The organism is Thalassotalea euphylliae, from assembly GCF_042682785.1.
Taxonomy (GTDB): Bacteria; Pseudomonadota; Gammaproteobacteria; order Enterobacterales; family Alteromonadaceae; genus Thalassotalea_F; species Thalassotalea_F euphylliae.
The window spans coordinates 1,225,968-1,251,240 of record NZ_JBHUIB010000003.1 but is presented as its reverse complement, the minus strand read 5'-3'; the positions used below and the strand labels follow the sequence as shown (position 1 = coordinate 1,251,240).

Sequence of the window (25,273 nt, the reverse complement as noted above, 5' to 3'; positions counted from 1 at the left end):
TTGCGTAAAGGGTATCGCTGTTGGGTTAATTTCTATTGGGGCGGTACTGGCCAATGACGTTTTCGACGGTCATGATCCCGAACATGACTTTACGAATAAAAGACTCTGAACTGCCCACAAGATTAAAGTTAGGGTGTTTAGACCACACCGCTTGCAACTTATTATCTAATTCGACCGCTGCTTGTTCTGATTCATTTCGTACGGGGTTATTGCTGCGAATGCTTTCACCAGATTTAGCGGCTGTTTCAAAGAAAATAACGGCGTCGTAACGAGCAAGCTCTTCTTCTAACGTTGTCCCCATATGTGTGAAAAAGTCTTGTTCATCGCCCGGCCAATAGGCCAGGCCGTCGAGAGAGCCACGATCGCAAAGGATCACACACTCGGGGTAGGTGGCACGCTGCACGTCTTCTAGGTGTTTCTGCAGGTGAAAAATAGCGGTTTGCTGTGCTTTTAACACATTGTCATTCTCGGCACGTTCAATACCGCCACTAAACATCATGGTGGCAGATTCCGGCACAATGGCTAGCTTTCCTGCAAACTCGCGGCGAATGAGATCGATGGCTGTTGTTTTACCACCACCGGGTCCACCGGTTAATACTATTCTTTTTTTAATATTAAGGTTGTTCATGTCATTATTAACTCTAGGCTACTTCACAAGTTTAGCAATAATCTGAAAGGCTTAGATAATAAAAAAGGCCTCAATAGAGGCCTTTGATATAGATCGTGTAATCTGTGTTTAACGTTACGATTAGCTATTTTTCGCTACGTATTCGTTAACCATGTCTTCAAGCACGTTCAACGGTACAGGACCTTGGCTTAAGACAACGTTGTGGAATTGACGAATGTCGAACTTGTCGCCCAACTTTTCTTTTGCCATTTCGCGTAACTCAACAATCTTCAACATACCAATTTTGTATGCTGTTGCTTGTGAAGGCATAACCACGTGACGCTCTACCATTTTAACCGCATCAGATTTCGCGTTAGGGGTGTTAGTTACGTAGTATTCGATACCTTTTTCGCGTGTCCATTTCTTCGCGTGGATACCTGTGTCAACTACCAGGCGACACGCACGCCATAATTCCATCGCCAGGCGACCGAAATCAGAATATGGGTCTTGGTAGAAGCCAATTTCTTTAGGGATAAGCTCAGAGTACAAACCCCAACCTTCGGTGTAAGCAGTATAGCGACCGAATTTACGGAACTTAGGAATACCTTCAAGTTCTTGCTTCATTGCAATTTCCATGTGGTGGCCTGGAATACCTTCATGGTAAGCCAGTGCTTCCATTTGGTAAGTCGGCATAGCTTCCATATCGTAAAGATTTGCGTAGTAAATACCTGGGCGTGAACCGTCCGGTGTTGGCTGCTGGTAGAATGCTTTACCTGCAGACTTTTCGCGGAATGGTTCTACCGCTTTAACAATTAAGCCCGCTTTAGGTTTCGTTAGGAATAACTCGTCTAAGCGTTCTTTCATTGTATCGATGTAGGCGGTTGCTTCTTTTAAGTAGCGTGCACGACCTTCTTCGTCACTGTTGTAGTAGAACTGCTTGTCGTTGCGCATAAACTCGAAGAATGCCGCTAAGTCGCCTTCAAAGTTCACTTTCTTCATGATTTCACGCATTTCATCGTGAATGCGTGCAACTTCACTTAAACCAATTTCATGAATTTGATCCGACGTAAGGTCAGTGGTTGTTGTGCGGTTAAGTGCATTGTTGAAGAAGGCTTCACCTTCTGGGAATTTCCAAGCACCGTCACGCGTGTCGGCTTTTTTCTCTAACTCAGTTAGGTAGGCGACTAGATCTTGGTATGCAGGTTGAAGCTGCTCTGTAAGCGCTTTTTCAACGTCGGCAATAAGTGCCGCTTTTTTCGCATCGTCAAGTTCAAGCTTGTTCACTTTTTTTCGGAAATCAGCAAGGATTGGGCTGTCTTCACCGTCAGTGAAAGGTGCACCTTTAATGATGTTTCCTGAGTCGCGAATAACATGAGGGAATACAAATTTAGGAGCGATAATACCTTTTTGCTCACGAATTTTAAGCTGTTCAATTAGTTGGTTGATTAGCTTATTTGTGCCATTGACACGAGAAATATAGTCGTTGGCTTCTTTCTCATCAGCAATGCTTTGCTGGTTGATTAACATCGCAGGTACTTGCGAGTGTAAACCAAACATTTGGTTGACAGGGTAGTTGTGATGACGCCACTTGTAGTCTTCAATTTCTTGCTTCAAGTTTTGCTCGAAAAGGGCGTAGCTCACTGCCGTTTGCTTATCTAACTTGCTCACGTCAAGCGCTTGGATACGCTTAAGGTCAGCTTTAGCAATCTCATGCTCTTTTAATTCATTCTCTTCTGAGAAGTCATTCCACTTGTCGTAGTCTTTTTTGATTCCAAGGAAGGTCTGCATCATTGGACTGCGGTCGATACCTTCATCAAAGATCTGGTCGAATAATGCGTTCGCTTTTTCCGATTCAGTTTGCGCGCTAACTTCTTGTGCTGGCTGCGCAGCTGGCTCTGCAGTAGCTGCTGTATTCGTTGTTGTTTCTTTGCCACAACCCGCTAAAATTGCGCCTGAAATGGCTAATGCGATGATTGATTTATTAATGTGCATACGGCTTCCTTATAATTTTAACCGAATGATATTGCATTGCTTCGATAAAACTTTTCAATGCTGTGTCGATAAATGGTAGGTTTGCTACGATAAGTGGTTGTGCTCGTCATGTAAATAGTTAATCAACGTGCAGCTAACTGTTGTTATAATGTAACAATGTGGCGTTAACTGGTGTAAAAACTGTTCAAATGTTCTCTTGGAAAATTCACTAAAGGAAGCTTCAGTTGTCTTCTTCACAGCCCCCTAAAATTCACTTTCAACAAGCCAGTTATCAAGATGTTGGTTTCTTGGTGTTTTTAAGGAAACTTACAATGGATGAGCACCTAGCGAAAGCTGGCATTGTGATGAATGATTTGCAGCACCAGGCGAGAATATTGGAGTTTTTTGAACAAAGTTTTCTCATCAAAGTGGATGACCATGTTGTAGGTGTAATCAAACTAGGCATTGAGAATCTGGCGTTACATATTCGTCAATTTCAGATCCTACCTGAATGCCAAGGCAAGGGAATTGGCGGGCAAGTGATCGATTTATGTAAGAAGAAAGCAGTAGAAAAAGGTGTAGACTTGACGCTGAATGTACTGTTGGAAAACCCCGCTAAACAGTTATATCTTAATCATGGTTTTACGGTCGAGCAATCAGACGACCTGCAACATTTTATGCGCTGGACGGCGTAAGTTCAGCTGGCAACAAACCAGGGCTGCCTTGGTTTAATTTTTCAACCTCCTTAATCGTATCAACAATATGCGCGTTTAACGGTGCTTCAAGACCCAACTCTTTTGCTAAGGTAACCACGGCGCCATTGATATAATCAACTTCGGTCATTTTATTGTTCGATACGTCGTACCACATCGACGATCGCGCTAAGGGATCAATAGCCAACATTTGGTTAGCAATACGCGTAAAAAGCCAATTGGGAGACTTTAAGATCAGCGGTACGATATTGGGCGACACTTTGGTCAGTTTTGCAGGCTTGATTCTAGCGTGTTTGAGTATGGTGAGTGTTTCTTGCATTAAGTTGGCAAGTACTCGGCGATAGCCGCGGTCGCTCAGCTGCTTTTTCAGTGGAACGTCGGCAAGGGCATTAACCGCATTGTTGAGGTTTAGTAAGAGTTTTCCCCAGCGCACTTGTTCAAAATTGCTTCGAAGTTCTGCAGGCACATGATGCTGGTTAAACAAGCGTACCAGCGTTGCTAAATCTTCTCTTTCATGAGCTTCAATGATTACTTCACCCTCTGTACCTCGATGAAAATGTCCTGGGGCTTCTTCGGTAACATTGAAGCCGACAATGCCCGTAATTACTGTATGGTTGGGCAATGCGTCTTTAATTGCATTCTCACTGCCAATGCCGTTTTGTAAGGCAACGATAATTGTGTTTGGGCTTACCACTTGTTTTATGTCATCAACTGATGAAGACACAGCTGTGCATTTAACGGTCACTAGCAAAACATCTAGCGACAGTTCTGTGAGTGTTGTGTTATTGGTTGTAAGTGCAGAAATGTTTTCTGCGGTATTCGACTCGAAACCGTTGTAGTCAGTCACTTTTAAACCGTGCTGAGCGATATTTGCTAGCTGACGGTCTCTGACAAAAATCGACAACTTATTAGGTTCACTTTTATAGGCGGGAAGCAGGGCACCAGCTAAATAGCTACCGATACATCCCGCGCCTAATATGCCAACACTGGGGAGTGACGACATTAGAAAATTTTACCGTCTGCGGTAACCTTACTGGTGTCAACACGCGTAGGCGTTGCCGTGCCGTTCACGAGTGTTTGAGAGCCTTCAGCAAGTGTTTCCAGCACTTGCTTTAACGATGTCAGATTAATGGTACCTGCTTCATCAGTGACTGAATGGTAGTGCCTGTCAGTTTCAAGCTGTACTGTACTAAAGCTATGAGCAGGTACGCCTAAACGTGCAAGTGTCGCATTGTCAGAGCGATAAAATAGTCGCTGTAATGGGTAAGGATCTGGCTGAATCGGACTCGCTTTACCTCTTAGAGCTTGGTTCATAATGTCGCCAAGTGAGGAGCGCTCTTTACCTGTCATCCAAAGCTTCCCTGGGCCAAACTTAGACTCTTTGCCAATCATTTCTAAGTTAACCATAGCGGTAACATTGTCTGCCGGTACGTGGTCTGAAAAATATTTAGAGCCATAACCGCCCACTTCTTCCGCTGTGAATGCAACAAACATTAATGTGCGAGCGTTGTTGCGCTTTTGCGCAAAATATTGTGCAAGGTTAATCACACCAGCAACGCCTGAAGCATTGTCGTCAGCGCCGTTATAAATAATGTCGCCGTCTTCAGTCTGACCTTTGGTAAGTTTTGTGCCCAAGTGATCATAGTGTGCCGTGTAAAGCACGACATCTTGCGGTTTGGTTGCACCAGGTAGAACACCAACCACGTTCGACAGCGCTTTATTAGAAATGCTTGATTGGCCGTGTGCGCTAAAATTCTTGACCGTGCTACTGTTGTTCAGTGCCATCATCACTGTACCAGTGTTACCGTCGTCAAGTTTGGTTAAACCGCGTTCGAAATGTTGCTTGTAGCGTTTGAACAATTCTTCATGCTTGTGGTGCACGACAACAAAGTGGTCACCGCCTTGCAGGTTTAATTTTGCGAGGACTTTACGTAAGTCGTCATTTTCTCCAACAAGGTGTTGTGTAACATCACTTTCTTCATCCCAGTCAAAGCTTCTGCTGGTTGTTGCCAACGCAATTTTTTCAGGCGCAATATCAACGCCATTAATTTTTAATGTGGCGTTAGAAGGCGTAATAAAGAAAATAGAAAAGTTTTGTTTGAAACTTCCTTTAAACGGTTTCAACCCAATAGATTTAAAGCGGCTGGCGATGTAGTCAGCAGCGAGATCTAATTCAGGTGTGTATACTTTACGACCTTTGAATTCATCACCAGCGAGGACAGTGATATCTTGTTCAATGGATTTAAGCGGGATAGTGGCTGCGACAGCGGACATTGCAATACACTGGGCAGCGATAAAAGAGACGAGTGAACGTTTACGCATTTATTATTCTTTTCTCTTCCTGTAGATAATGCCATTGTCCTTATTTTGCGGGTAGCCGACAAGAGGTGAGCGCAATTATTCTGATATTTAGTATAAATTTGGTTGATAGCTTGTATAGCTATGATTAATTTATGTGATGATTGTCTTCATGGTAGAGTTCGCTAAAACGCTAATAGCCACAAAGCTTAAGAGAAACTGATATGAGCTATTCTTCATTTATTCCACCACAGCGCACGCTAATGGGACCAGGTCCGTCAGACGTTAGCGCGCGCGTATTGTCTGCTTTGGCAAGACCAACCATCGGCCATTTGGATCCGCAATTCATTACCATGATGGATGAGGTTAAAGGTCTCCTTCAATACGCTTTTCAAACACAGAATGAATATACTATCGCTTTATCCGCACCAGGCTCAGCCGGTATGGAAGCGTGTTTTGTGAATTTAGTATCTGCAGAAGACAAAGTGGTTGTTTGCCGCAACGGTGTGTTTGGCGCCCGCATGATAGAAAACGTGCAACGCATTGGCGCAGAGCTGGTAGTGGTTGATGGTGAGTGGGGCAGAGCGGTTGACCCACAGCAATTGGAAGATGCGTTAAAGCAACACAGTGATGCGACGGTTGTTGCTTTTGTGCATGCGGAAACATCAACAGGTGCTAAATCAGATGCTAAGACATTATGCCAAATCGCCCAACAGTATGACTGTTTAACAATTGTTGATGCAGTAACGTCACTTGGTGGTATTGAATTAAAAGTTGATGAGTGGGGAATAGACGCGATTTATTCTGGTAGTCAAAAATGCTTGTCGTGTGTACCAGGTATCTCGCCAATTAGTTTCAGCGACAAGGCCATTGATAAATTAAAAGCGAGAAATGTGCCGGTTCAAAGTTGGTTTTTGGATCAATCTTTGGTGATGGGATATTGGTCTGGCGACGGAAAACGCGCATACCACCATACGGCGCCAGTAAACTCTCTATATGCGCTGCATGAATCGCTAGTGATGCTTCACCAAGAAGGTTTAGAAAATAGCTGGCGTCGGCATCAGCGTATGCATGATCTGTTAGCGACAGGTCTTGAAGCGTTAGATCTTCACTTTATCGTTCCAGCAGCTGAGCGCTTGCCACAGTTAAATGCGGTTACTATTCCTGAGCAATTTGACGATGCGAAAATACGCAGTTATTTGCTTAATGAGTTTAATTTAGAGATTGGTGCGGGATTAGGGCAATTTGCTGGGAAAGCATGGCGTATTGGATTAATGGGTTATGCAGCAAGAAAAGAGAATGTGGCGCTATGTTTAACCGCGTTACAAGAAGCGATGCAGAATACGTAAAATTTGCGCTGCATTAATGCCCAAGCTTCGATGAACTAACCATAGCAATAGCTTTTATTGCATTAAAAAAGGAAGCGTATGCTTCCTTTTTACACTAGCTTTGTTTAAGCCTGAAAATTTTAGGCTACCAGCTACCAGCTACCAGCTACCAGCTACCAGTGTTTTCCATGCTTTTCCAAGGTTCTTGTGGTTCCAGGTAACCTTCTTGCAGCAGCTCGATAGAGATGCCATCGGGAGAACGAACAAATGCCATGTGACCGTCGCGTGGTGGACGATTTATTACAACGCCAGCATCCATAAGCTTTTGGCACGTTTCATAGATGTTCTCTACTCGCATAGCAATATGGCCAAAATTACGACCATCCGTATAAGCTTCCTTTTGATCCCAGTTCCAGGTTAACTCTATTTCGTGTTCACTTTGTGGTGCTTTCAAAAAAATCAATGAAAAACGACCTTCTTCGAAATCTCGGCGAGAGGTCTGCTCTAATCCCAATAAATCACAGTAAAAGTGTAGAGACGCGTCAACATCGAGTACGCGAACCATAGTGTGTAAAAGTTTCATAATGCCCTCTGATTCATTTCTTCATAAGCTTGCTAGCTTAAAAAATATAGCTAATTCCGACACTGTCGGAATGATGTTTTCTATCGCAGACTTTGGTTGTGATATTTTTCAACCAGTTCTACTATTTTTGAATCGCTTTGTTCAATGGCGCGATTTAGTTTTGCCAGTTCTTCCTCATTAAATATTTGAGGATTAAGCATCAAGTGAACAGGATTGCTGTTCACCGTGGTATTTGTTGCTCTTACCAGCGCTGAAATGCCTTGTTTGTTTATAAGATGGTTACCTGAAAGCAATTCTTCAACTGCAAAATCCACTCTTTTTAGTTTTACTAAGTTAAGTCTTTCGGAAACTAAGTTGGTTTCTACAACACAGGACGGGCATTCGGCTCTATATTTCTCAAAATTTGCACCGTAATAACTGCCTCGATTGATGGCGATGGTGCTTTGTTTTGAAAGCGGCGCATTCTCGGCTATATCTGCATGTGTGAACAGCTGCATAATTTCATATCGATACGGCGTCGTGAATTTGGCATAAGATGCACGCTTTTCATTGTAGCTAGCAGCAAATATCACATCGACATGACCTTTGCTTAGCTCGTTAAATGCTCGGCTCGATGAAGGATACGCAACATACGTCCAACAATAGTGAGCTTTCGTTAAAACGTATTCCAAAATTTCAATATCTAGCCCTTGGTATCTGTTGTTTTCTAAAGAGGATAGTGGTGGCCAGTTGGTTGCGGCACTCACCGTAAGTGTTTTTTCACACGTATGTGCGAAACTGCTGATATGAAAAACGAGGGAAACAATGATAAATAACTTGCCGATGCAATGTTTCAATACAAAACCTACCTAAAGGGAATGTAATAGAGTAGTAGAACCTTTTAACTCAATTCATAACTCATCTATAGCGAATGTTTACTGTAAACTCTTTGGATAAGACTTTCAGCAAAAATTAATCAATATCAATAAGCTACTTCTCAATATGTAGCGTAACTTTTTGATCGCTACGTTGGATGCTTTGGCCTTCTTTAGGATAAGGAGTAATGTCTAGCAGGGAAAATGTGTAGCCGAGTGCAGATATTGGTTTAGGTTCTCGCTTCGTCAATAAATCTATTTGTCGTTTTTCGTTAAGTTCATTGTTAACTGCAAGGGTAACAATCATTTGCCCTGCCCAAATACATGCAGTGCCTGTAGGGCACCTGGAATCTTCAATATTTACGACACTGAGCGTTAGCGATTCAAACTGAGCCGTTTCTGATGCCATGAAGGTAAGGGTTGATGAGGAAGTAGAGGCATAACTAGAGCCATTAATTTTTGCGTCCGGTAAAGGTTGTGAGGGAGCTTTTGTTGCACTTTGAGAGGGGCTGCTAGTCATGCAACCCGTGAGTAAAATACAGGCGATGTAAAGAAACCTAAAACCAAACATATAATATTCTCTCTGTTGACCACCAAAAAGTAAGCTCGGCATTTGCCGAGCTTACGATACTAACATGCTAGTGAAAATGGACTAGCGTTACGGCTGTGGTGCACAACCTGGCAATGTACAAAGCTGAACACATTGGCGAGCGTCCGCTAAGCTAATAATGCCATCTTCGTCGTAATCGCGAGGGTCTCCTGGTTGTGCAGGCTGATTACGTGCCGCACTGATGAGGCCAATATCAATTCTATCAACAAAGGTATCTAGATTAACATCACATCGCTGCACTTGTGGCTCGTTATCACAAGTAAGTGATACATCGTCAATTTGTGCATACCAATCCCAATCGCCTGTATTTGGATCAAAGTAATGCCAACGAAGTTTCACGTCATCAGCACCGGAGAAATGAGATAAGTCGACAGAGACTATTTCTCCGTTCGTATTGAACAAGCCGCCAGCAGGGTGATCTTCATTCCAACTTAGTACATTGGTCCAGTTGTTGCCACCATCTGTACTGATGTCGAGATTTAAGAAATCTGACGCTGCTAGATTCTGGTAATCAACAAGGTATTGCAATGTAACGCCATCCCAGCCGGCTAGGCTAAATGAGTTTGAGTGTAATTCAGTATCGAATTCACCCGGTGTAGCATCACTATTTGCTGTAGCTGCATCACCATCACCACCCGTGTAGTTTCCACCAATACCTGAACCTGCAACATTCGACCACACAATGCCTGTTCCTGCATTGTCAATCACTGTCCAGTCTGGTGACAGACCATCGTCAAATCCAACAGGCTCGGCATTACACGCTATTTCAGAGGCGACAGGGGTACAGACACTAGGCATACCAGGCTTCGGTGTATTGTCTTCTATAGCAACGTCATCAACAAAGAAGTTTGAGTGAGTACCGTTGGTACCGCCTACTGTTCCACCTATAGCTAAGGTATGAACTTGGCCGTCATTATAAGGGGAAACAGGGAAAGACTGCTCAACGTAGCTTCCTTCTGTTGTGTCACAAACCACGGTGCCAATAACATTTCCATCAATAGTGACTTCAATAAAGTCATCTGGTGCGTCACACAGACCGCGTAAGGTGTTTACAGTCAATTCTGTAGCTGCAGGTGGTATAGTTACCTCTTGGGTCACATAACTGGTGACGCCGTTAGGCAAACCACCTATCCATACAACCCAGCTGCCCGATTTAGTTGGAACTGCAGGACAACCATTGCCAGGGCCACAAATAGGGAAGCCTTCTAGGCCGGTAAATGTTGAACTTGGTTGCCAGTTAGGGTTAGGAACGCCTGCTTCAAAGCTCCAATCACCTACAACATTTGTGCTGTTGGTTGGGCTAGTTGGTACCGAACATGAGAAGCCACTTTCTACCTGACAACTTGCAGAACATCCATCGCCAGATACTTGGTTGCCATCATCACACATCTCAGCAGCATTTAACTCTCCATCGCCACAAATGGGTAGTGGTTCAGCTGAACAAGAGTAGGCTTCTACATTGTCAACGTACCAGCCAGCAACACCATTACAGCCATCGGTTCCAAAATCAAAACGCAGCTGAACGCTGTCACCTGGAAGTGCTAAACCATATAAGTTAACTTGAGATTGGCCCCAGCTACCACTCACACTGCCACCATCGGTGCCAGTAAAGGCTTGTTCACCTGATAGTGGATTATCACTGTTATTGACGACACCATTGTAGCTATTAAAGGTGTAGGCTGATGCTGGTACTAATACGAACGGACCACCATTCACACTGACTTTGAGGTTACCGCCGTCCCAGCCTGTTTCTGTAGCCACCCAGTGGTCGAACGCGACATTTGGTACAACACCTTCAGGAAGTTCAATGACTGGGCTGTCTAAGTTGATTACACCGGCTTCTGTATCGGCGCCACAGTTACCAGCAATTAGGTTAGGCGCAAATGCCGCATAATTACCGTTTGCACCGAAAGGTAGGTTATCAATGACTGACCAGCCAGGACTATCAAAGGTGGATGGATTAGCAACGTCGTGTGAACTTGCAGTCCAACCAGACGGAATAGCATTCGTTTCGAAATCTTCACTAAAGAATGTTTGGACTTGGCCTTTAGCTTCACAAAGCGCTGGCGCATCCGCAGAGAGTAATGGTTCGAAACCACATTGCGTTGGTGGCGTTCTTAGCTCTACTGCAGCGATAATGTCGGTCACTTGTCCACAGTCAGCGACTGAAATGATTTCGCCTGTTGGTAAACCATCCTCTAAGCCACTTAGATTAACGCCCACAAGTGCGCTACACGCTGTTTCAAGTGCATCGGCATGATCGATAAAGTTGCTAGACGGGGTTAAAATATTTTGTGCTGCCCAATGAATATGGGCTGATTTTACAAGACCTAAACCGGCGGCAGTGACACCATTATAAGTGCCACCATCGACCATTAGAGCAAATGCATGATTGGGAACACCTGAATTAATATGAACACCACCATTGTCACCTGTACCACACCAATATTCGTTGTCAGTGACCTTACCCGGATGGCCATAACAAGTAGGGTTCCACATATCGCGAATAGCACCACCAAAACCAGACGTATCTTCACCCATTAACCAGCGAACGCTGTTGTCAACGCTAGGGGTACCGTTACCTTGAATTGAACAGCTACCATCACTGCGCAAACTGTCTGGCGCATTTAAGTCATCACGGCCATTAAGCAAATCAACAACTTCACCCCAAATGTCTGAATAGGCTTCATTCAACGCACCTGACTGCCATTGGTAGATGAGGTTATTTGTATACTGCGTATATGCGTGAGCCCATTCATGTGCCGTTACATCATCACTGGTAACACCAGGACAGAATGAAATATAAACGCCGTTCCAAGATGCATTTGGACAAGAGTCACCGCGATTGAAAATCGCATCCATCGTCGCTCCTGCACCGTCAAATGAATCTCTGCCAAACGCCAAGTCGAAAAGCGAGTAGGTTTCAGCAGAAGCGTAAATCATATTGTCGGCTTCAGTGCTTGAAGTAGGGAGGGGATCACCTTCTACCCAAAATGGGTTGGTGTCATAATTTGGACCAGGGTGAGGTGCTCCTTCGGCATCAAAGGCACGTCTATCAAGTGCATCATGAATACCGGTAATTTGGTCCACAATGTCGCCATTGATTGCATCAACATAAACAAATTCTCTGACGTTACCTACGCTATTTACGACTTCAACTTCATAGGTAAGGTGGTCTCTACCTGGTGTGCCTTTAATAAGACCTGCTCTAAACACCATAAGTGTTACCGAGTTAGAGAATAAAGCTTCTGGTGTACCTAGCTTTTCCTCTTTGTTTCTTTGGTCTGTTACTACGTCCTTCGTTGGATCTTGCTCCACCTTGCGAAACGCAATATTGGCAGCTTGCTCTGACGTAATAACCGGCTTGGTGGTCACTTTAATGTCAGCGATGAAATTACCGTTGACCGCTATCATTTCGCCGTTGCGATTAAAGTGAGCTCGTAATTCCCCAGCGAATACGGGAATGCCTTTGTAGTTTTGCTTAAAAATACTGTGTGAAGAACCGAGCTTATCTTGGTTGGTTTGTACTAACGTCAATTCAGTATCGACGTTACTTATGCCAAACGCGCTGCCGTATTCCTTAAGGAATGAAACAGATTGCGTTTCTGCTGCGTGTACAACAGTACTTTTACTCCGAGTTTGGTTTTTCGGTTGTGACTTAACTGGCCCTAGCTGTGAATTTGGTGTTAAACGAATAAATTTAGCCAAGCCAGAGGCCTTGTCTGTCGTGATTTTTGCGCGACCATTGGTGTCGGCAATGAGCTTTTGAGCCCCTTTGGTTTTTTCGGCGAAAGCCATAGATGTGTTTAAGGTTAAACACACTATTACTGCAAGTTTTACAACGTGTTGCATGCGAATTTCCTTATATAGAATTTGAAATGTATAAATCCCAAAACTCTCTAAACAACGACTGCAATCTTAAAGGGAGGTTTATAGTATTCTTACTATAATGTTTGTTTGTGAGGTGCTAGTGCCCCATCTTTTTCCTAGTGAGTAAAACGAGCAAGCCAAGCCCCATTAGCATGGACATAGCTGGGTTAGGAACCGCTGTAATAGAGGTGTTATTAACGCCTGTTATGTTGATTAGATCTCCGTTGACGTCAAACAGTACAGCACCGTCTATTGAGACGTTGCTTGCCGATGGAACAGCGTCAACAGTAAAAAATAGCTCAGCTAAAGCAAAGCTACCTGGTTGAAAGCTCCATAAGTCAACATTAGACAGAAAACTAATCTCCGAAATATTGACAAGACCACCGCCCAGATCACCAAAACTTGTGTCAAAGGCCTCAAAAAAATCTAAGTTACCCAGGCCGCCAAACAGGTTATAGCCAGCAAATGATAAAGAACTGCTGTCAAAAGCAATGTTCACATCAAATGAAGACAGTGATAAGGGGACACCGTCACCTAAGCCATCAATCATAAGGCTCACAGCGACCAAATCACCCAATGCTGCATCTTGTGCGGGGGTATCGAGCGTCAAAATGACGTTGGCTTTTGATACATTTGCGAACAGTAAACTGAACATAAGGAGGAGAGGGAATACTACTTTTTTCATAAATAATTCCTTTATTTGTTAGTATTTTTAGTAGTGATGGAAACTTTGTTTCAGACCATTACTCATCCATATTTGTACTGCCTAAAAATATATTGATTTACATCGAGTTATGATTTTTAGCTCCATCTAACGATCATTTTTGTAAGTAAGAATGAAACATGTTTCAAACTTACACATCATGATCCAATTGAGTATAGACACGCGATACTAAGCTCGCCATTTATGTGTAAATTTATTCTTTAAAATATGTGAAGCGTACAGAAGTCATTTAACTATATGCCTGAAATCTTCTGCGTAGCAGAATGTTTTTAACTTGTCTGATTCAGAAACTTTCGCTGCAATATCGCCGAGTTTTAATGCGCTGCAGCCTTACATTTTTAGAGCTCATACTGCCTGTTGTAACGTGTTGAGTGGGAACCTTAAAGATTTGGTTGAACCGAACAATATTTAACGTATGCTAGCCGGCAAAACTAAATGAAGGTTAAATACCTATAGCTTAATATGAGTGAATCACACGTAATTATTGGTCTAGTTAATCCCAAAGGGCCAAGCAATGTTGGCACCGTAATGCGTGCAGCAGGCTGTTTTAACGCTAACGAAGTCTTATATACCGGAACTCGCTATGCCCGAGCTGCTCAATATGAAGTAAAAACCAATACCGATACGCACAAATCTAGAAATCGCATTCCATTGACTCAAGTCGAATGTTTACTCAGTAAAAAGACGACAAACATGAAAGTGGTTTGTGTGGAGCTTTGTCTCGGTGCAACATCATTGACAGAGTTTGTGCACCCGGAAGAAGCATTGTACATTTTTGGCCCCGAAGACGGCTCTATTAGCCAAGACATTATTGACCAAGCAGATCATGTGGTTTATGTGCCAACAACAGACTGTTTAAACTTGGCTGCAACAGCCAATGTAGTCCTATATGATAGACTCGCGAAATCGCCAGTCGTCAATCAAGGTGATGAGTTAATTAAGAATAGCCGTGATACAAATAACCGCTTGAAAGTAAAACATTGTTGATCTTTATGTGCGCAAAAGTATAGTGCGATAAACACGTCTTAAATACTAAATGTCGAGTAAAGTCACTTTCAAAATGTATTGGAGTGGTTTAAGTTCTTATCAATTTTCAGAAGTGTTCAGTTTACATTATGTCGATAGAACAGATTTGGGCTGATTATAAAACTAACCTGCAAGCATTTTTACACGCCAAAATCTCCAATCATGGCGATGTGGAGGAGCTATTGCAGGATATTCTTTTGAAAACGCATTTAAACCTTCCTCATTTACAAGATAAGGAAAATGTAAAAGCGTGGTTATTTAAAATAGCCAATAATGCAGTAATCGATTTCTATCGTAAAACGGGCAAAGTTGAAGCAATTGAACTCGTTGATGTGATTGATGAACCTGAATATTCAATTCAATCAGATTTAATTAAGTGCATTGACCCGTTTTTATCTGCTATGCCAACAGACGAAGCAGACTTAATAAGAAAAATAGACTTAGAAGGGGAGTCGCAAAAGTCAGCGGCAGCAAAGTTAGGCATAAGCTACTCTACCTATAAATCTCGGCTCCAAAAAAGTCGAGCTGAACTAAAGTTACTCTTCGATTTATGCTGTGATTTTAAAACAGACAAATTCGGAAATCTCATTGAATATCAGCGAAAACCAACAAACAAAAATAATTGCTAAATAATTTCGTCTTTTCGTGATTCATTACGTCTGTATAGGTGAATATAACTAACCTAGATGTAAAATATAATGAACTATTTAAGTAGAAATGACTTTATCGTAACACCTCCTCAATCTGTCATTAGTGCGCATAAACCGCGAATTTTAATTCTCTACGGATCACTCAGAGATTCATCAATGAGCCGCAATGCTGCCAAGGAAGCCGCTTTTATCCTTGAGCATTTAGGGGCTGAAGTAAAACTTTTTAACCCAAAAGGGTTACCTTTGTTTGACAATGGTGAGTCTTCGAATGACCCAAAAGTGCAAGAATTACGGTCACTTGTTAATTGGTCAGAAGCACAAGTTTGGTCTTCACCTGAAATTCACGGCAACATGTCAGCGGTATTGAAGAATCAAATTGATTGGATTCCATTGTCGGATGGAGCAGTTCGGCCAACGCAAGGAAAAGCGTTAGCGGTTATGCAAGTATCTGGAGGCTCACAGAGTTTCAACGCAGTCAACAATATGCGCATACTTGGCCGCTGGATGCGGATGCTTACTATTCCTAATCAATCGTCAATTGCCAAAGCATGGCAAGAGTTTAATGACGATGGCTCTATGAAAGAATCACCGTTCCGCGCTAGGGTAGTGGATGTAATGGAAGAACTGTTCAAATTTACCTTACTCACCAGAGACAATTTAGATTGGTTGGTCAATCGTTACAGCGAAAGGCAAGAGGATGTTAAGCAATCTGTGGACGCTAAAGTCCAGCAATCCAATGTGGTTGAGTCTACACCGCAAATGATCTCATGTTGCTAAATTAAACATTGAAATGGATATATAGCGTTAGCAAGTAACGTTGAAGCGACATTCAAAAGGCCTTAATTTTACGTGCCGATATTAACAAGTGTCCAGCTAGTGATAGTTCGTCGCCAGCTGTACACTTGAATCATTATTCTGTCTTATCTTTGTACTCACACAAGTCTTCAATAATACAAGCGCCACATTTAGGTTTGCGTGCCGTACAGGTATATCGGCCATGAAGAATTAACCAGTGATGCACGTCGACTTTGAATTCCCTCGGTACAACTTTAAGTAGCTTGTTTTCTACTTCCACCACGTTTTTACCCATGGCGAATTTTGTACGGTTTGATACGCGGTCGATATGGGTATCAACAGCGATTGTAGGCCAGCCAAATGCTGTGTTTAAGACAACATTAGCGGTTTTTCTTCCCACGCCAGGAAGTGCTTCTAATGCTTCTCTGTTTTCTGGTACTTCGCCGCCATGCAAGTCGACTAGCATTTGACACGTTTTTATCGTGTTTTCGGCCTTAGTGTTAAATAGCCCTATCGTTTTTATGTAGTCTTTTAGTTTATCTAGACCGAGATCTAGGATGGCTTGCGGCGTATTGGCAACTGCAAACAAAGGCCCTGTGGCTTTATTCACGCCAACGTCCGTCGCTTGCGCTGAGAGTAAAACTGCAATCAACAGCTCAAATGGGTTCGAAAAGTTTAGCTCTGTTGTTGGGTTAGGGTTATCGTCACGTAATCGTGTCAGTATCTCTAGTCTTTTTTCTTTGTTCATTGTTTTTTGTTTGTTGTTATTTATGAATCAAAACTTACGCGTACACGCTCAATTGCTTGCTCTTCTTGCTTCGGCTGACGAGCCTCGAGGTTTGCATCAACGGCATTCTTGAATGCGATTAAAAGACCCATAGCGATAAAGGCACCTGGTGGCAAAATAGCGAGCAGAAACTGGCTGTCTAACGTCATGACTTCTATGCGAAGCACTTTTGCCCAGTCACCAAGCAGTAAATGCGCGCCATCAAATAGTGTACCTTGACCAAGTACCTCTCGCATTGCCCCCAAGACAACAAGTACAGCGGCAAAACCCAACCCCATCATAAAGCCATCAAAAGCGGCTTGTTTCATCGGGTTCTTTGACGCATATGCTTCTGCGCGGCCGATAATCGCGCAGTTAGTGACAATTAATGGCAAGAAAATACCTAGTGATTGATAAATACCAAAGGTGTAAGCATTCATAAGAAGCTGCACGCAAGTCACAAATGCGGCAATAACCAATACAAAAATTGGGATACGTATCTCTTTCGGTACCCATTGACGTATTGCGGATACGGTTGTATTCGAACACACGAGTACAAGTAACGTAGCTAAGCCTAAACCTAACGCATTAGTGACTGTCGATGTTACGGCGAGAAGAGGGCATAACCCCAACAGTTGAACTAGGCCAGGATTATTTTTCCAAAGACCTTGCCATGCTAACTCGCGATATTCTTCATTCAACTTCATCTGATACTCCACACGCGTTAGTTAAATCAAATAGCTTGTCTTTGTTTTGTTTGAAATATTGTGCAGTGTTTTTAATCGCGTTTACGACAGCTCTTGGGGTAATGGTGGCGCCAGTAAACTGGTCTATCACACCACCGTCTTTTTCAACCGCCCAACGTGGGCTTTCAATCAATGATTCAGGCTGCCCAGAGAAAAGTGTTATCCAGTCACTTTTGCGTTCTTCAATCTTGTCGCCAAGTCCCGGTGTTTCTTTATGCTTGAGTGTTCGAACACCTGACACGCTGCCATCCATGTTCATTGCAACAATAAGATAAATTTTGCCACTGTAACCATCTGGAGCAACCGTTGTCATTGCCGCTGCAACCGGCTTTTCTTGCATCGTTGCAAGATAGGCAATTTGATCTTCGCTTGTGCCTAATAGCGGGTCATTAATAATCGTACACGTTGATGACATGTCGTTGTCGTGCGCTTCATCTGGCACGATAGCATGTAAAGTGGAAAGCAGTTCTTTCTGCTCTTGGCTTTTGATTTTATCTGCCGTTAATGCATGGGTTATACCTACTAGGGCCGTTGCTCCCATGGCGAATAACGCAAGAATTTGGGCATTACTTTGAATGGCTATTTTCATTATTTTGCCCTCGCTTGATGACCAAAGGTGCGCGGGCGGGTATACACGTCGATTAACGGGGCAGCCATATTGCAAAGTAATACGGCGAATGCCACCGCATCAGGATAACCACCAAATTTACGAATAAGGAATACCAGTAGACCCGTTAACGCACCAAAGACAATACGTCCTTTTACACTCGTAGCGCCTGAAACAGGATCAGTGATAATAAAGAAAGCGCCCAACATGGTTGCACCTGAGAACCAATAAAACATGGTTGAAGGATTTAAATCAGGGCTAATGGTGTATGCAATAAGTGAGCATACAAACAGCGAAGCTAAGAATGCAACAGGCCCTGCCCAGTGGATAGCGCCAGTTATCAACAATATGATGCCGCCAAGTAAAAAACCGAGGTTAACCCATTCCCAGCCAAGCGCAAAGTAATCGCCAAACACAGGGGATTGCCACGACTCTGCCACAGTTAACCCTGTAGTTAATGAGGTTTTTAGCGTATCAAGAGGCGTAGCCATGGTATACCCGTCAATATGCGTTCTTAACTGTTCTGCTGAATATCCTAGCTGCGTTGATTCAGTAAATATCATCGCAACTGTATCCATCAAGCTTAGCTCCATTGCCATAAGTGGTGCTGGCGGTAACCAGGTGGTCATCTGAACGGGGAAAGAGATGAGCAGCATCACATACGCTGCCATTGCTGGATTAAACAAATTATGTCCAATCCCGCCATACAAATGTTTGACGATAACGATAGCGAACATACTGCCGAGAACCGATATCCACCACGGTGCAATAGCAGGCAAACAAATACCCAGCAATACCGCCGTTAAAATGGCGCTGCCATCGAGAAGTTCTGGCTTAATCTCTTTATTTCGAATCGATAAAACAAAAAATTCGCAAAGCAGTGCCGTTAACGTTGCCAAGCCAATATGAATTAAATTGCCCCAACCGAAAAAGTACCACTGAGCCAGTACGCCAGGCACTGTTGCAAAAATAACCAAGCGCATAAGGGCAGAAGTGCGCTTTTGAATATGATTATGTGGCGAGCTCGCTATCCAAAATGCCATAGATTATTTTGACTCTGTTTGTTGTTGTTTCTTTGCTTTCGCCTTGGCTACCGCCGCGGCTATACGTGCTTTTTTCGCTAATTGAGTATCTTCTACATCTGATGACTCGGTAGTGGCAGGTTCAGAGACAGCTTCAGGGCTTTGCGCTTGTTTTTTTGCTTTCGCTTTTGCAACGGCAGCAGCGATTCTAGCCTTTTTATCAGATGGTTTTGCAGCCGTATCATCTGAGCTTTCAGTATCTACTTGCTTCACTGTGGCGTTTGTATTTCCTGTACCCGTTTGTGTTTGTTCTGCAGCCACAGTTTCGTTTAAGCCTTTACTGGCTTGTTCTGTGACTTCACTTTTAGCGCTTTTGTTTGCCTTTTTAGCTTTTGCCTTGGCAATTGCTGCAGCTACTCGTTTCTCTTTAGACGCTGAGTTCTCTGACTTATCAACGTCAGCCTTTATCGTTGCTTGTTCGTCTGGGTTAGCGTCGACATTTGCTTTCTGTGCCGCTTTTTTGGCTTTTGCTTTGGCTATCGCTGCTGAAACTCGTTTTTCTTTTGTCGGTGTTTGTTCTGATTTTTCAGTTTCAGCAGCCGTCGCTGACTGTGTATCAGTTTCACCGTCTTTACTCGCTTTCTGAGCGGCCTTCTTGGCTTTTGCTTTGGCTATCGCTGCTGAAACTCGCTTTTCTTTGGTAGGTGTTTCTTCAACGTTTGATTGAACAGCGGTGGACTGAGCATTACTGTCGCGCGACTCGATTTCAGCTGCTGTTTTGTTGGCTGCCTTTTTTGCTTTTGCACGTGCAATTGCGGCCGCAACACGATCATCTTTGCTGACGCCTGCTTTATCAGAAACATCAGCGGCTTGTGACGGCTCAGACTGTTCTTTGTTAACACTGTTCTCAGACACTTTATTTTGCTCTGCAGCTTTAGCCGCTTTTTTAGCTTTTGCTCGAGCAATTGCAGCTGCTGCAGCCGACTTAGTATTAGAAACAGGTTGCGCAGTGTTTGTTGGTTCTGATTCGTCCTGTTGTGCCTTTTTCGCTTTAACACGGGCGAGTGCCGCAGCGACCGCAGATTTTGCACCTTGTCCTTCAGGGGTCGAGTTCATTGCTGCTTTGCGCGCCTCTGAGGCCTTGCGTTGTTTTTCTTCACGCGCTTGCTTTTCACGTTCGAGTCTAGCTTTGCGCGCTTCAAAGCGCGCTTTAGCTTTCTCCGCTTTAACATCCATTAACTCTTGTTCGCGGATTTCTGCTTTCGCTACACGGTAGTATTGCACCAGTGGTATATGGCTCGGACAAACATACGCACATGCACCACAATCAATACAATCAAACAAATTAAGTGCTTTTAACTTGTCGTGATCTTTCGCTTTTGCTGACCACTGTAGCTCTTGAGGTAGTAACTGGCTTGGACATACTTCTGCACACTGACCACAGCGGATACACTCAACCTCTTTATTGTTAAGGTTGAGCTCTCGATTACTTGGTACAAGCACACAGTTTGTGATCTTTACTACGGGAACTCTGTCAGTTGGCAAAGTAAAGCCCATCATCGGGCCTCCCATTATCACTGCCTTTTGAGACGTCGATTGATTGTTGCCGCAGTAGCTAATTAGGTCTTTTACTGGTGTACCTAATGCGGCCCACATGTTTTGAGGTTTATCTAGGCCTTGGCCGGTAATGGTCACAACACGTTTTATCAGCGGAATGTCATGTATAACGGCCTCCGCTATCGCGAAACACGTGGCAACGTTTTGCATCACGATACCGTGCTGGCTTGGCAAGGAGCCACTTGGGATCTCTTTGCCTGTTAGGACTTTGATCAGCTGTTTCTCACCACCCATTGGGTATTGAGTTGGCGTAACACAAACACGAACTTCTTTTAAATGTTTTGTTGCTTCACGTATCGCTTCTATTGCTTTTGGCTTGTTGTCTTCTATGCCAATAAGGATAACTTTCGGTTCAAGTAAGTGCCTCAGAATACTAATGCCTTGCGATATAGTGACACTGTGTTCTTGCATCAATAAATCGTCGGCAGTGATATAGGGCTCACATTCGGCGGCATTAATGATCAGAAAATTTAAATCTGGTTTACTGTCGACTTTGATGTGTGTGGGGAAGCCTGCGCCTCCCATGCCGCTAATACCTGCGTTCGCGATTCTTTTTATGATGTCGTGTCGAGATAAATCGGTAAAGTCTTGGCATATGTGGCGTTCTCGCCAGGTCTCTTCATGATCCGGGGTCATGAAAACACACAACTCACTCAGCCCTGAGGGATGTGCGATAACGTGCAAATCAATCTTGTCGATTTTTCCGCTTGTAGGTGCATGAATGGGCACAGCCATAGGTGTCGAAGGGGCTGTTAATGCTTGACCTTTTAATACTTTATCACCAGGTTTTACTAATAAATCACCTGGCACGCCAATGTGCTGCTGCACAGGGATGACTAGTTGCTCTGGCAAATGCAAAGGGCGTATGGGTTTATCGTTCGTTAAAAACTTTTGTTCTGGCGGATGAATACCACCATGAAATTTCCAGAACTGATTATTGTCGATTCGTTGAATGATGTCTTGCACGCAAAATACCTAATCAAGCTCTACTACGGGGATGGCGTTTAAATCCCATTGCCAGTTTTTGGTGGTTTTTGGGATTGGACGCATTTCAATACAATCTACTGGGCAAGGCGCTACACAGAGGTCACAGCCTGTACATTCGTCAGCAATAATCGTGTGCATTTGCTTTGCGGCACCGATAATGGCATCTACTGGGCATGCCTGAATACATTTCGTGCAGCCGATGCAATCTTCTTCAATGATAAATGCCACTTTCGGCGAGTTATCGGCCTCATGATTTGCATCCATAGGCTCGGGGTCAACACCCATTAAATCTGCTATTTTTTTGATGGTGTCATCACCACCAGGCGCACATTTATTGATTGCTTCACCATTTGCTACGGCTTCTGCATAAGGCTTACAGCCAGGGTAGCCACATTGACCACACTGTGTCTGTGGCAGCAGGGCGTCAAGTTGGTCGACAAGAGGGTCGCCTTCAACCTTAAATTTAACTGAGGCGAAACCAAGCAATCCACCAAACAATGCTGATATTACGCCCAGCACTATAATTGCGATTAAAATACTCATTATAGTTTTACTAGCCCCGTGAAACCCATAAATGCGAGAGACATCAGGCCTGCGGTTATCATGGCAATTGCTGAACCTTTAAATGGAGTAGGGACGTCGGCGTCTGCTAATTTTTCTCGCATGGCTGAGAACATCACTAGTACAAGTGAGAAGCCAATAGCAGCACCAAAACCATAAACAATGGACTCAAAGAAATTGTGTTGTTCAATAACATTGAGTAATGCAACTCCGAGAACAGCACAGTTTGTTGTGATAAGTGGTAAGAATATGCCTAGCAAACGATATAAGTTTGCACTGGTTTTATGCACGACCATTTCAGTGAACTGTACAACAACAGCTATAACCAAAATAAATGCCATTGTTTCTAAATACTCTAGGCCAAGCGGCGACAGTATATAGGTATTGACGATGTAACTTAGTAGCGAAGCCAACGTCATAACAAACGTTGTCGCTAATGACATGCCAATAGCGGTTTCTGTTTTCGACGATACCCCCATAAATGGGCAGAGTCCCAGAAACTGCACTAATACAAAATTATTCACTAGTACTGTGCCAATGAGCAGCAGCAAATATTCGGTCATACAAACGAGATAGATTCAGACAAATTCGCCATATTATCGTCGTTTACAAGAAAATTAACAACTTATGAAGGGTAGGGTTATTATGAAAAATGTGACACGTGTAAACTAAAATTAAAAAAGCCCGCCTGTTGCGGGCCTTTTTGAAAGTAGTAACTTACAGAGGTTTGGGTTTACCGATGTAAAAACCTTGACAGCCATCGATAAATAATCGCTCTAGGGTATGTTTCTCTTCTTGGCTTTCTACGCTTTCGGTGAGAACTTGAATACTGAGGCGGTGTGCCAAATCAACCATCAAACGCAAGAAGTACTGGTTGTTCTTGTCTTCATCGATGTCACGCGTGTAGGTACTGTCCATCTTTATAAAATCTGGTTTTAAGTCCCTAAAGAACTTGAATGAGGTCAAGCCAACACCGAACCGTTCAACCGTCACTCGCGCTCCCGCACGATGGACCATATCTATAAAGCGTTTACTGATTTTAATATTCTGCTGTAAACCGTATTCGGTAATTTCAAATACTAAGCGAGGTGCTACCTTTGGCTCGCGCAGTAACTTTCTTTCCAACCAAATAAGGAAATGCTCATCTGATATTGTACGGGCACTGATATTGATGCCGAAACTTTGCTCTAATAGGTTCTTAGAAACAATCTCGTTAACTGCGGTTTCGATAATCAGCTTGTCGACAGCCGCTATCTTATCGAGTTTTTCTGCCATCGCAATGAACGATGCTGTCGGCAACATTTCGTCATTGGCATTTAAGAAACGCGCAAGTATTTCACCGTATACTTTTGCATTACGTGTTGTCGGTTGAATAGGTTGAAGGAGTAGGCTAACACGTTGATTTTCAATGACATTATCAATTTCTTGTCGCCAGTTTTGGTTACCTTGATTGAAATCATTATTTTTCAGCGCATCAACATCCTTTTGCACGTACCATGCATTGATGTGTTGCGTTTGGGCAATACTAATAGCCGTATCGGCTAGTGCTAATAATTCGCCTAAAGGTTTTGTTTGATCGAAATAAACCATACCTGTGTAGGCAACAGAGTCTAGATCAGAACCTTGTTGAAACCCATTAAAACGGTGTGTTAAATCACCGGCGAAATTCTCTGCTTCTTTCAACGTAATGTTTGGCAGAATTGTTGCGAAATCAGAGCTGTTTAGACGGAATAGGCGGCCAGAGCGATAACTACTTACAGCTTCTTTAATAAGACCTGAAACGTTCTTGATGTAAGTATCGCCTTCGTTATACCCATGAATTTGATTGACCGTTTGCAACTCGCTACAGCGAGTAATGATTAGTACACCAAATTTTACAGAGCTTTTTTTGCTCATTGTTGATTCATAGAACTGGACGAAACGATTTCGGTTATCTAATTCAGTTAGGTGATCGGTATAGGCTTCTTTTTCAAGTACTGTAGACGAGGCGACTTGCGACTCTATAAGTTGCTTAATCTCGCGAATGCCGTCTTTTAACTCAGGGATATCAATAACATCATCGTAGTCACTTTCTTCTTTTTCAGAGAGTAGTGACAAATCTTTCTTAATTTGATGGCTGATAATCGCCATAAATTTTGCATTGCGTTTGGTGCTCATAACACTCGCTAACACAACTAAAACGATGATTAGCGCTGCAATAGCCCCAAGTAACTTCGCTATTAAAAGGGTTTCTCGTGACGTATCAAGCGTGAAATTGATCGAAAGGTTTTCTGCTTTTAGCGAGATCTTAACATTTCCCGGTTGAGTCATTGGGAAGGTAAAGCCGGGATTTGGATTAGTGTAGGTATAAATTTTGTCGCCACTAAACGTGTTAATGACTAACTGATTATATGACGCACCCTTACGCAATACGTTGGCTAACTCTTTGTTGTTACCCATCTGCTTCGCTATGGCTGAGACAGTTTGCTGGTGCTGCGCTTTCATTCTATCTGTGTATTCTGCGAGCAATAACACAGAGAACACTGTCGTTATCAAAATAAAAACAATGCCCAATAATATATTTCTCGCCAATAGTTGTGAGAAGGTATACATAATACGCGCGATATTCCTACGATTAGAACTAGATGCTATTTTTATTTATAACACGAAAGCTGTATTAATTCTAACCTATTGTAAATAATAATAATATTTGGTCATTTTTGTAAAAAACTCCGACAGTTTGTAACGATTTTTGGCGCTTTCAGGCCTATTGTCTTGTTTGAAGTGTTATCCATGCTTTTTCTATATTTAGACTTGCTTATGATGTAGGCAAACTATATAATTCGCCCCATCGAACAACCGCATAATTGCACTGAGAGATGAACACCACGCTGTTTGTTTTAATTACGCGGTTATTTCACTGAAGTTATGGTCAGTGAACACAATGGGCTCAGTGAAA

22 protein-coding genes are annotated in these 25,273 nt (G+C 43.1%); 5 read left to right on the top strand and 17 right to left on the bottom strand.

Going from position 1 to position 25,273, the window contains the following annotated elements; all coding sequences use genetic code 11:
- Positions 1 to 25: 25 nt before the first annotated feature.
- Both ACFSJY_RS13015 and ACFSJY_RS13010 read right to left on the bottom strand, forming a co-directional pair.
- The gene (locus ACFSJY_RS13015; RefSeq protein WP_386034937.1) at positions 26 to 628 is read right to left on the bottom strand and encodes an AAA family ATPase; all 603 of its coding nucleotides are present in this window, start codon (positions 626 to 628) and stop codon (positions 26 to 28) included.
- 120 nt (positions 629 to 748) lie between these two features.
- Positions 749 to 2,599: a DUF885 domain-containing protein gene (locus tag ACFSJY_RS13010; RefSeq protein ID WP_386034935.1), complete on the bottom strand. Its 1,851-nt coding sequence runs from the start codon at positions 2,597 to 2,599 to the stop codon at positions 749 to 751.
- Between the two features lie 224 nt (positions 2,600 to 2,823).
- Here ACFSJY_RS13010 and ACFSJY_RS13005 point away from each other — a divergent pair, with 224 nt between their 5' ends.
- Positions 2,824 to 3,273 (top strand): GNAT family N-acetyltransferase, encoded by a 450-nt coding sequence (locus ACFSJY_RS13005; protein ID WP_386034933.1) that lies wholly within the window; start codon positions 2,824 to 2,826, stop codon positions 3,271 to 3,273.
- Here ACFSJY_RS13005 and ACFSJY_RS13000 read toward each other — a convergent pair.
- Both ACFSJY_RS13000 and ACFSJY_RS12995 read right to left on the bottom strand, forming a co-directional pair.
- Positions 3,254 to 4,294, bottom strand: coding sequence for a 2-dehydropantoate 2-reductase (locus ACFSJY_RS13000; RefSeq protein WP_386034931.1), 1,041 nt, complete (start codon positions 4,292 to 4,294; stop codon positions 3,254 to 3,256). The genes ACFSJY_RS13005 and ACFSJY_RS13000 overlap by 20 nt on opposite strands.
- Positions 4,294 to 5,613: a M28 family metallopeptidase gene (locus ACFSJY_RS12995; protein ID WP_386034929.1), complete on the bottom strand. Its 1,320-nt coding sequence runs from the start codon at positions 5,611 to 5,613 to the stop codon at positions 4,294 to 4,296. Before ACFSJY_RS12995 ends, ACFSJY_RS13000 begins: the two co-directional genes overlap by 1 nt.
- Before the next feature lie 200 nt (positions 5,614 to 5,813).
- Here ACFSJY_RS12995 and ACFSJY_RS12990 point away from each other — a divergent pair, with 200 nt between their 5' ends.
- Positions 5,814 to 6,938, top strand: coding sequence for a pyridoxal-phosphate-dependent aminotransferase family protein (locus ACFSJY_RS12990; RefSeq protein WP_386034927.1), 1,125 nt, complete (start codon positions 5,814 to 5,816; stop codon positions 6,936 to 6,938).
- A gap of 145 nt (positions 6,939 to 7,083) precedes the next feature.
- Here the strand turns inward: ACFSJY_RS12990 and ACFSJY_RS12985 are convergent, their stop codons facing one another.
- From ACFSJY_RS12985 to ACFSJY_RS12965, 5 genes are all read right to left on the bottom strand, one after another.
- On the bottom strand, positions 7,084 to 7,500 hold the full coding sequence (locus tag ACFSJY_RS12985; RefSeq protein WP_386034925.1) for a VOC family protein: 417 nt from the start codon (positions 7,498 to 7,500) through the stop codon (positions 7,084 to 7,086).
- 80 nt (positions 7,501 to 7,580) lie between these two features.
- The gene (locus tag ACFSJY_RS12980) at positions 7,581 to 8,336 is read right to left on the bottom strand and encodes a substrate-binding periplasmic protein (RefSeq protein ID WP_386034923.1); all 756 of its coding nucleotides are present in this window, start codon (positions 8,334 to 8,336) and stop codon (positions 7,581 to 7,583) included.
- Positions 8,337 to 8,469: 133 nt separating this feature from the next.
- Entirely contained in the window at positions 8,470 to 8,874 is a 405-nt protein-coding gene (locus tag ACFSJY_RS12975) for a hypothetical protein (protein WP_386034921.1), read from the bottom strand.
- A 138-nt stretch (positions 8,875 to 9,012) separates the two neighbouring features.
- Complete coding sequence (locus ACFSJY_RS12970; RefSeq protein ID WP_386034919.1) at positions 9,013 to 12,816, bottom strand: M4 family metallopeptidase; 3,804 nt, start codon at positions 12,814 to 12,816, stop codon at positions 9,013 to 9,015.
- Positions 12,817 to 12,931: 115 nt separating this feature from the next.
- Positions 12,932 to 13,519: a cohesin domain-containing protein gene (locus ACFSJY_RS12965; RefSeq protein ID WP_386034917.1), complete on the bottom strand. Its 588-nt coding sequence runs from the start codon at positions 13,517 to 13,519 to the stop codon at positions 12,932 to 12,934.
- Positions 13,520 to 14,020: 501 nt separating this feature from the next.
- On the opposite strand from ACFSJY_RS12965, the gene ACFSJY_RS12960 reads away from it, so the two are divergent.
- From ACFSJY_RS12960 to arsH, 3 genes are all read left to right on the top strand, one after another.
- Positions 14,021 to 14,545 (top strand): RNA methyltransferase, encoded by a 525-nt coding sequence (locus tag ACFSJY_RS12960; RefSeq protein ID WP_386034915.1) that lies wholly within the window; start codon positions 14,021 to 14,023, stop codon positions 14,543 to 14,545.
- A gap of 128 nt (positions 14,546 to 14,673) precedes the next feature.
- Entirely contained in the window at positions 14,674 to 15,213 is a 540-nt protein-coding gene (sigZ, locus tag ACFSJY_RS12955; protein WP_386034913.1) for an RNA polymerase sigma factor SigZ, read from the top strand.
- Between the two features lie 69 nt (positions 15,214 to 15,282).
- Complete coding sequence (gene arsH / locus ACFSJY_RS12950) at positions 15,283 to 16,011, top strand: arsenical resistance protein ArsH (protein ID WP_386034911.1); 729 nt, start codon at positions 15,283 to 15,285, stop codon at positions 16,009 to 16,011.
- Positions 16,012 to 16,144: 133 nt separating this feature from the next.
- Here arsH and nth read toward each other — a convergent pair whose 3' ends face one another.
- From nth to ACFSJY_RS12910, 8 genes are all read right to left on the bottom strand, one after another.
- The gene (nth, locus tag ACFSJY_RS12945; RefSeq protein ID WP_386034909.1) at positions 16,145 to 16,777 is read right to left on the bottom strand and encodes an endonuclease III; all 633 of its coding nucleotides are present in this window, start codon (positions 16,775 to 16,777) and stop codon (positions 16,145 to 16,147) included.
- Positions 16,778 to 16,797: 20 nt separating this feature from the next.
- The gene (locus ACFSJY_RS12940; protein WP_386034907.1) at positions 16,798 to 17,502 is read right to left on the bottom strand and encodes an electron transport complex subunit E; all 705 of its coding nucleotides are present in this window, start codon (positions 17,500 to 17,502) and stop codon (positions 16,798 to 16,800) included.
- Positions 17,489 to 18,130, bottom strand: a complete 642-nt coding sequence (gene rsxG / locus ACFSJY_RS12935; RefSeq protein ID WP_386034905.1) for an electron transport complex subunit RsxG — start codon at positions 18,128 to 18,130, stop codon at positions 17,489 to 17,491. The genes ACFSJY_RS12940 and rsxG overlap by 14 nt, the downstream gene beginning before the upstream one ends.
- Positions 18,130 to 19,191 (bottom strand): electron transport complex subunit RsxD, encoded by a 1,062-nt coding sequence (rsxD, locus tag ACFSJY_RS12930; RefSeq protein WP_386034903.1) that lies wholly within the window; start codon positions 19,189 to 19,191, stop codon positions 18,130 to 18,132. The genes rsxG and rsxD overlap by 1 nt, the downstream gene beginning before the upstream one ends.
- Before the next feature lie 3 nt (positions 19,192 to 19,194).
- Complete coding sequence (gene rsxC, locus ACFSJY_RS12925) at positions 19,195 to 21,753, bottom strand: electron transport complex subunit RsxC (protein ID WP_386034901.1); 2,559 nt, start codon at positions 21,751 to 21,753, stop codon at positions 19,195 to 19,197.
- Positions 21,754 to 21,762: 9 nt separating this feature from the next.
- Positions 21,763 to 22,317, bottom strand: coding sequence for an electron transport complex subunit RsxB (gene rsxB, locus ACFSJY_RS12920; protein ID WP_386034899.1), 555 nt, complete (start codon positions 22,315 to 22,317; stop codon positions 21,763 to 21,765).
- Entirely contained in the window at positions 22,317 to 22,898 is a 582-nt protein-coding gene (rsxA, locus tag ACFSJY_RS12915; protein ID WP_386034897.1) for an electron transport complex subunit RsxA, read from the bottom strand. The genes rsxB and rsxA overlap by 1 nt, the downstream gene beginning before the upstream one ends.
- A gap of 154 nt (positions 22,899 to 23,052) precedes the next feature.
- Complete coding sequence (locus tag ACFSJY_RS12910; RefSeq protein ID WP_386034895.1) at positions 23,053 to 24,927, bottom strand: EAL domain-containing protein; 1,875 nt, start codon at positions 24,925 to 24,927, stop codon at positions 23,053 to 23,055.
- Positions 24,928 to 25,273: the final 346 nt, after the last annotated feature.

Bases quoted from the DNA above. Each gene is read 5' to 3' on its own strand.
- ACFSJY_RS13015 (WP_386034937.1), bottom strand. From the start codon at position 628: ATGAACAACCTTAATATTAAAAAAAGAATAGTATTAACCGGTGGACCC.
- ACFSJY_RS13010 (WP_386034935.1), bottom strand. From the start codon at position 2,599: ATGCACATTAATAAATCAATCATCGCATTAGCCATTTCAGGCGCAATT.
- ACFSJY_RS13000 (WP_386034931.1), bottom strand. From the start codon at position 4,294: ATGTCGTCACTCCCCAGTGTTGGCATATTAGGCGCGGGATGTATCGGT.
- ACFSJY_RS12995 (WP_386034929.1), bottom strand. From the start codon at position 5,613: ATGCGTAAACGTTCACTCGTCTCTTTTATCGCTGCCCAGTGTATTGCA.
- ACFSJY_RS12990 (WP_386034927.1), top strand. From the start codon at position 5,814: ATGAGCTATTCTTCATTTATTCCACCACAGCGCACGCTAATGGGACCA.
- ACFSJY_RS12985 (WP_386034925.1), bottom strand. From the start codon at position 7,500: ATGAAACTTTTACACACTATGGTTCGCGTACTCGATGTTGACGCGTCT.
- ACFSJY_RS12975 (WP_386034921.1), bottom strand. From the start codon at position 8,874: ATGACTAGCAGCCCCTCTCAAAGTGCAACAAAAGCTCCCTCACAACCT.
- ACFSJY_RS12970 (WP_386034919.1), bottom strand. From the start codon at position 12,816: ATGCAACACGTTGTAAAACTTGCAGTAATAGTGTGTTTAACCTTAAAC.
- ACFSJY_RS12965 (WP_386034917.1), bottom strand. From the start codon at position 13,519: ATGAAAAAAGTAGTATTCCCTCTCCTCCTTATGTTCAGTTTACTGTTC.
- ACFSJY_RS12960 (WP_386034915.1), top strand. From the start codon at position 14,021: ATGAGTGAATCACACGTAATTATTGGTCTAGTTAATCCCAAAGGGCCA.
- sigZ (WP_386034913.1), top strand. From the start codon at position 14,674: ATGTCGATAGAACAGATTTGGGCTGATTATAAAACTAACCTGCAAGCA.
- arsH (WP_386034911.1), top strand. From the start codon at position 15,283: ATGAACTATTTAAGTAGAAATGACTTTATCGTAACACCTCCTCAATCT.
- nth (WP_386034909.1), bottom strand. From the start codon at position 16,777: ATGAACAAAGAAAAAAGACTAGAGATACTGACACGATTACGTGACGAT.
- ACFSJY_RS12940 (WP_386034907.1), bottom strand. From the start codon at position 17,502: ATGAAGTTGAATGAAGAATATCGCGAGTTAGCATGGCAAGGTCTTTGG.
- rsxG (WP_386034905.1), bottom strand. From the start codon at position 18,130: ATGAAAATAGCCATTCAAAGTAATGCCCAAATTCTTGCGTTATTCGCC.
- rsxD (WP_386034903.1), bottom strand. From the start codon at position 19,191: ATGGCATTTTGGATAGCGAGCTCGCCACATAATCATATTCAAAAGCGC.
- rsxB (WP_386034899.1), bottom strand. From the start codon at position 22,317: ATGAGTATTTTAATCGCAATTATAGTGCTGGGCGTAATATCAGCATTG.
- rsxA (WP_386034897.1), bottom strand. From the start codon at position 22,898: ATGACCGAATATTTGCTGCTGCTCATTGGCACAGTACTAGTGAATAAT.
- ACFSJY_RS12910 (WP_386034895.1), bottom strand. From the start codon at position 24,927: ATGTATACCTTCTCACAACTATTGGCGAGAAATATATTATTGGGCATT.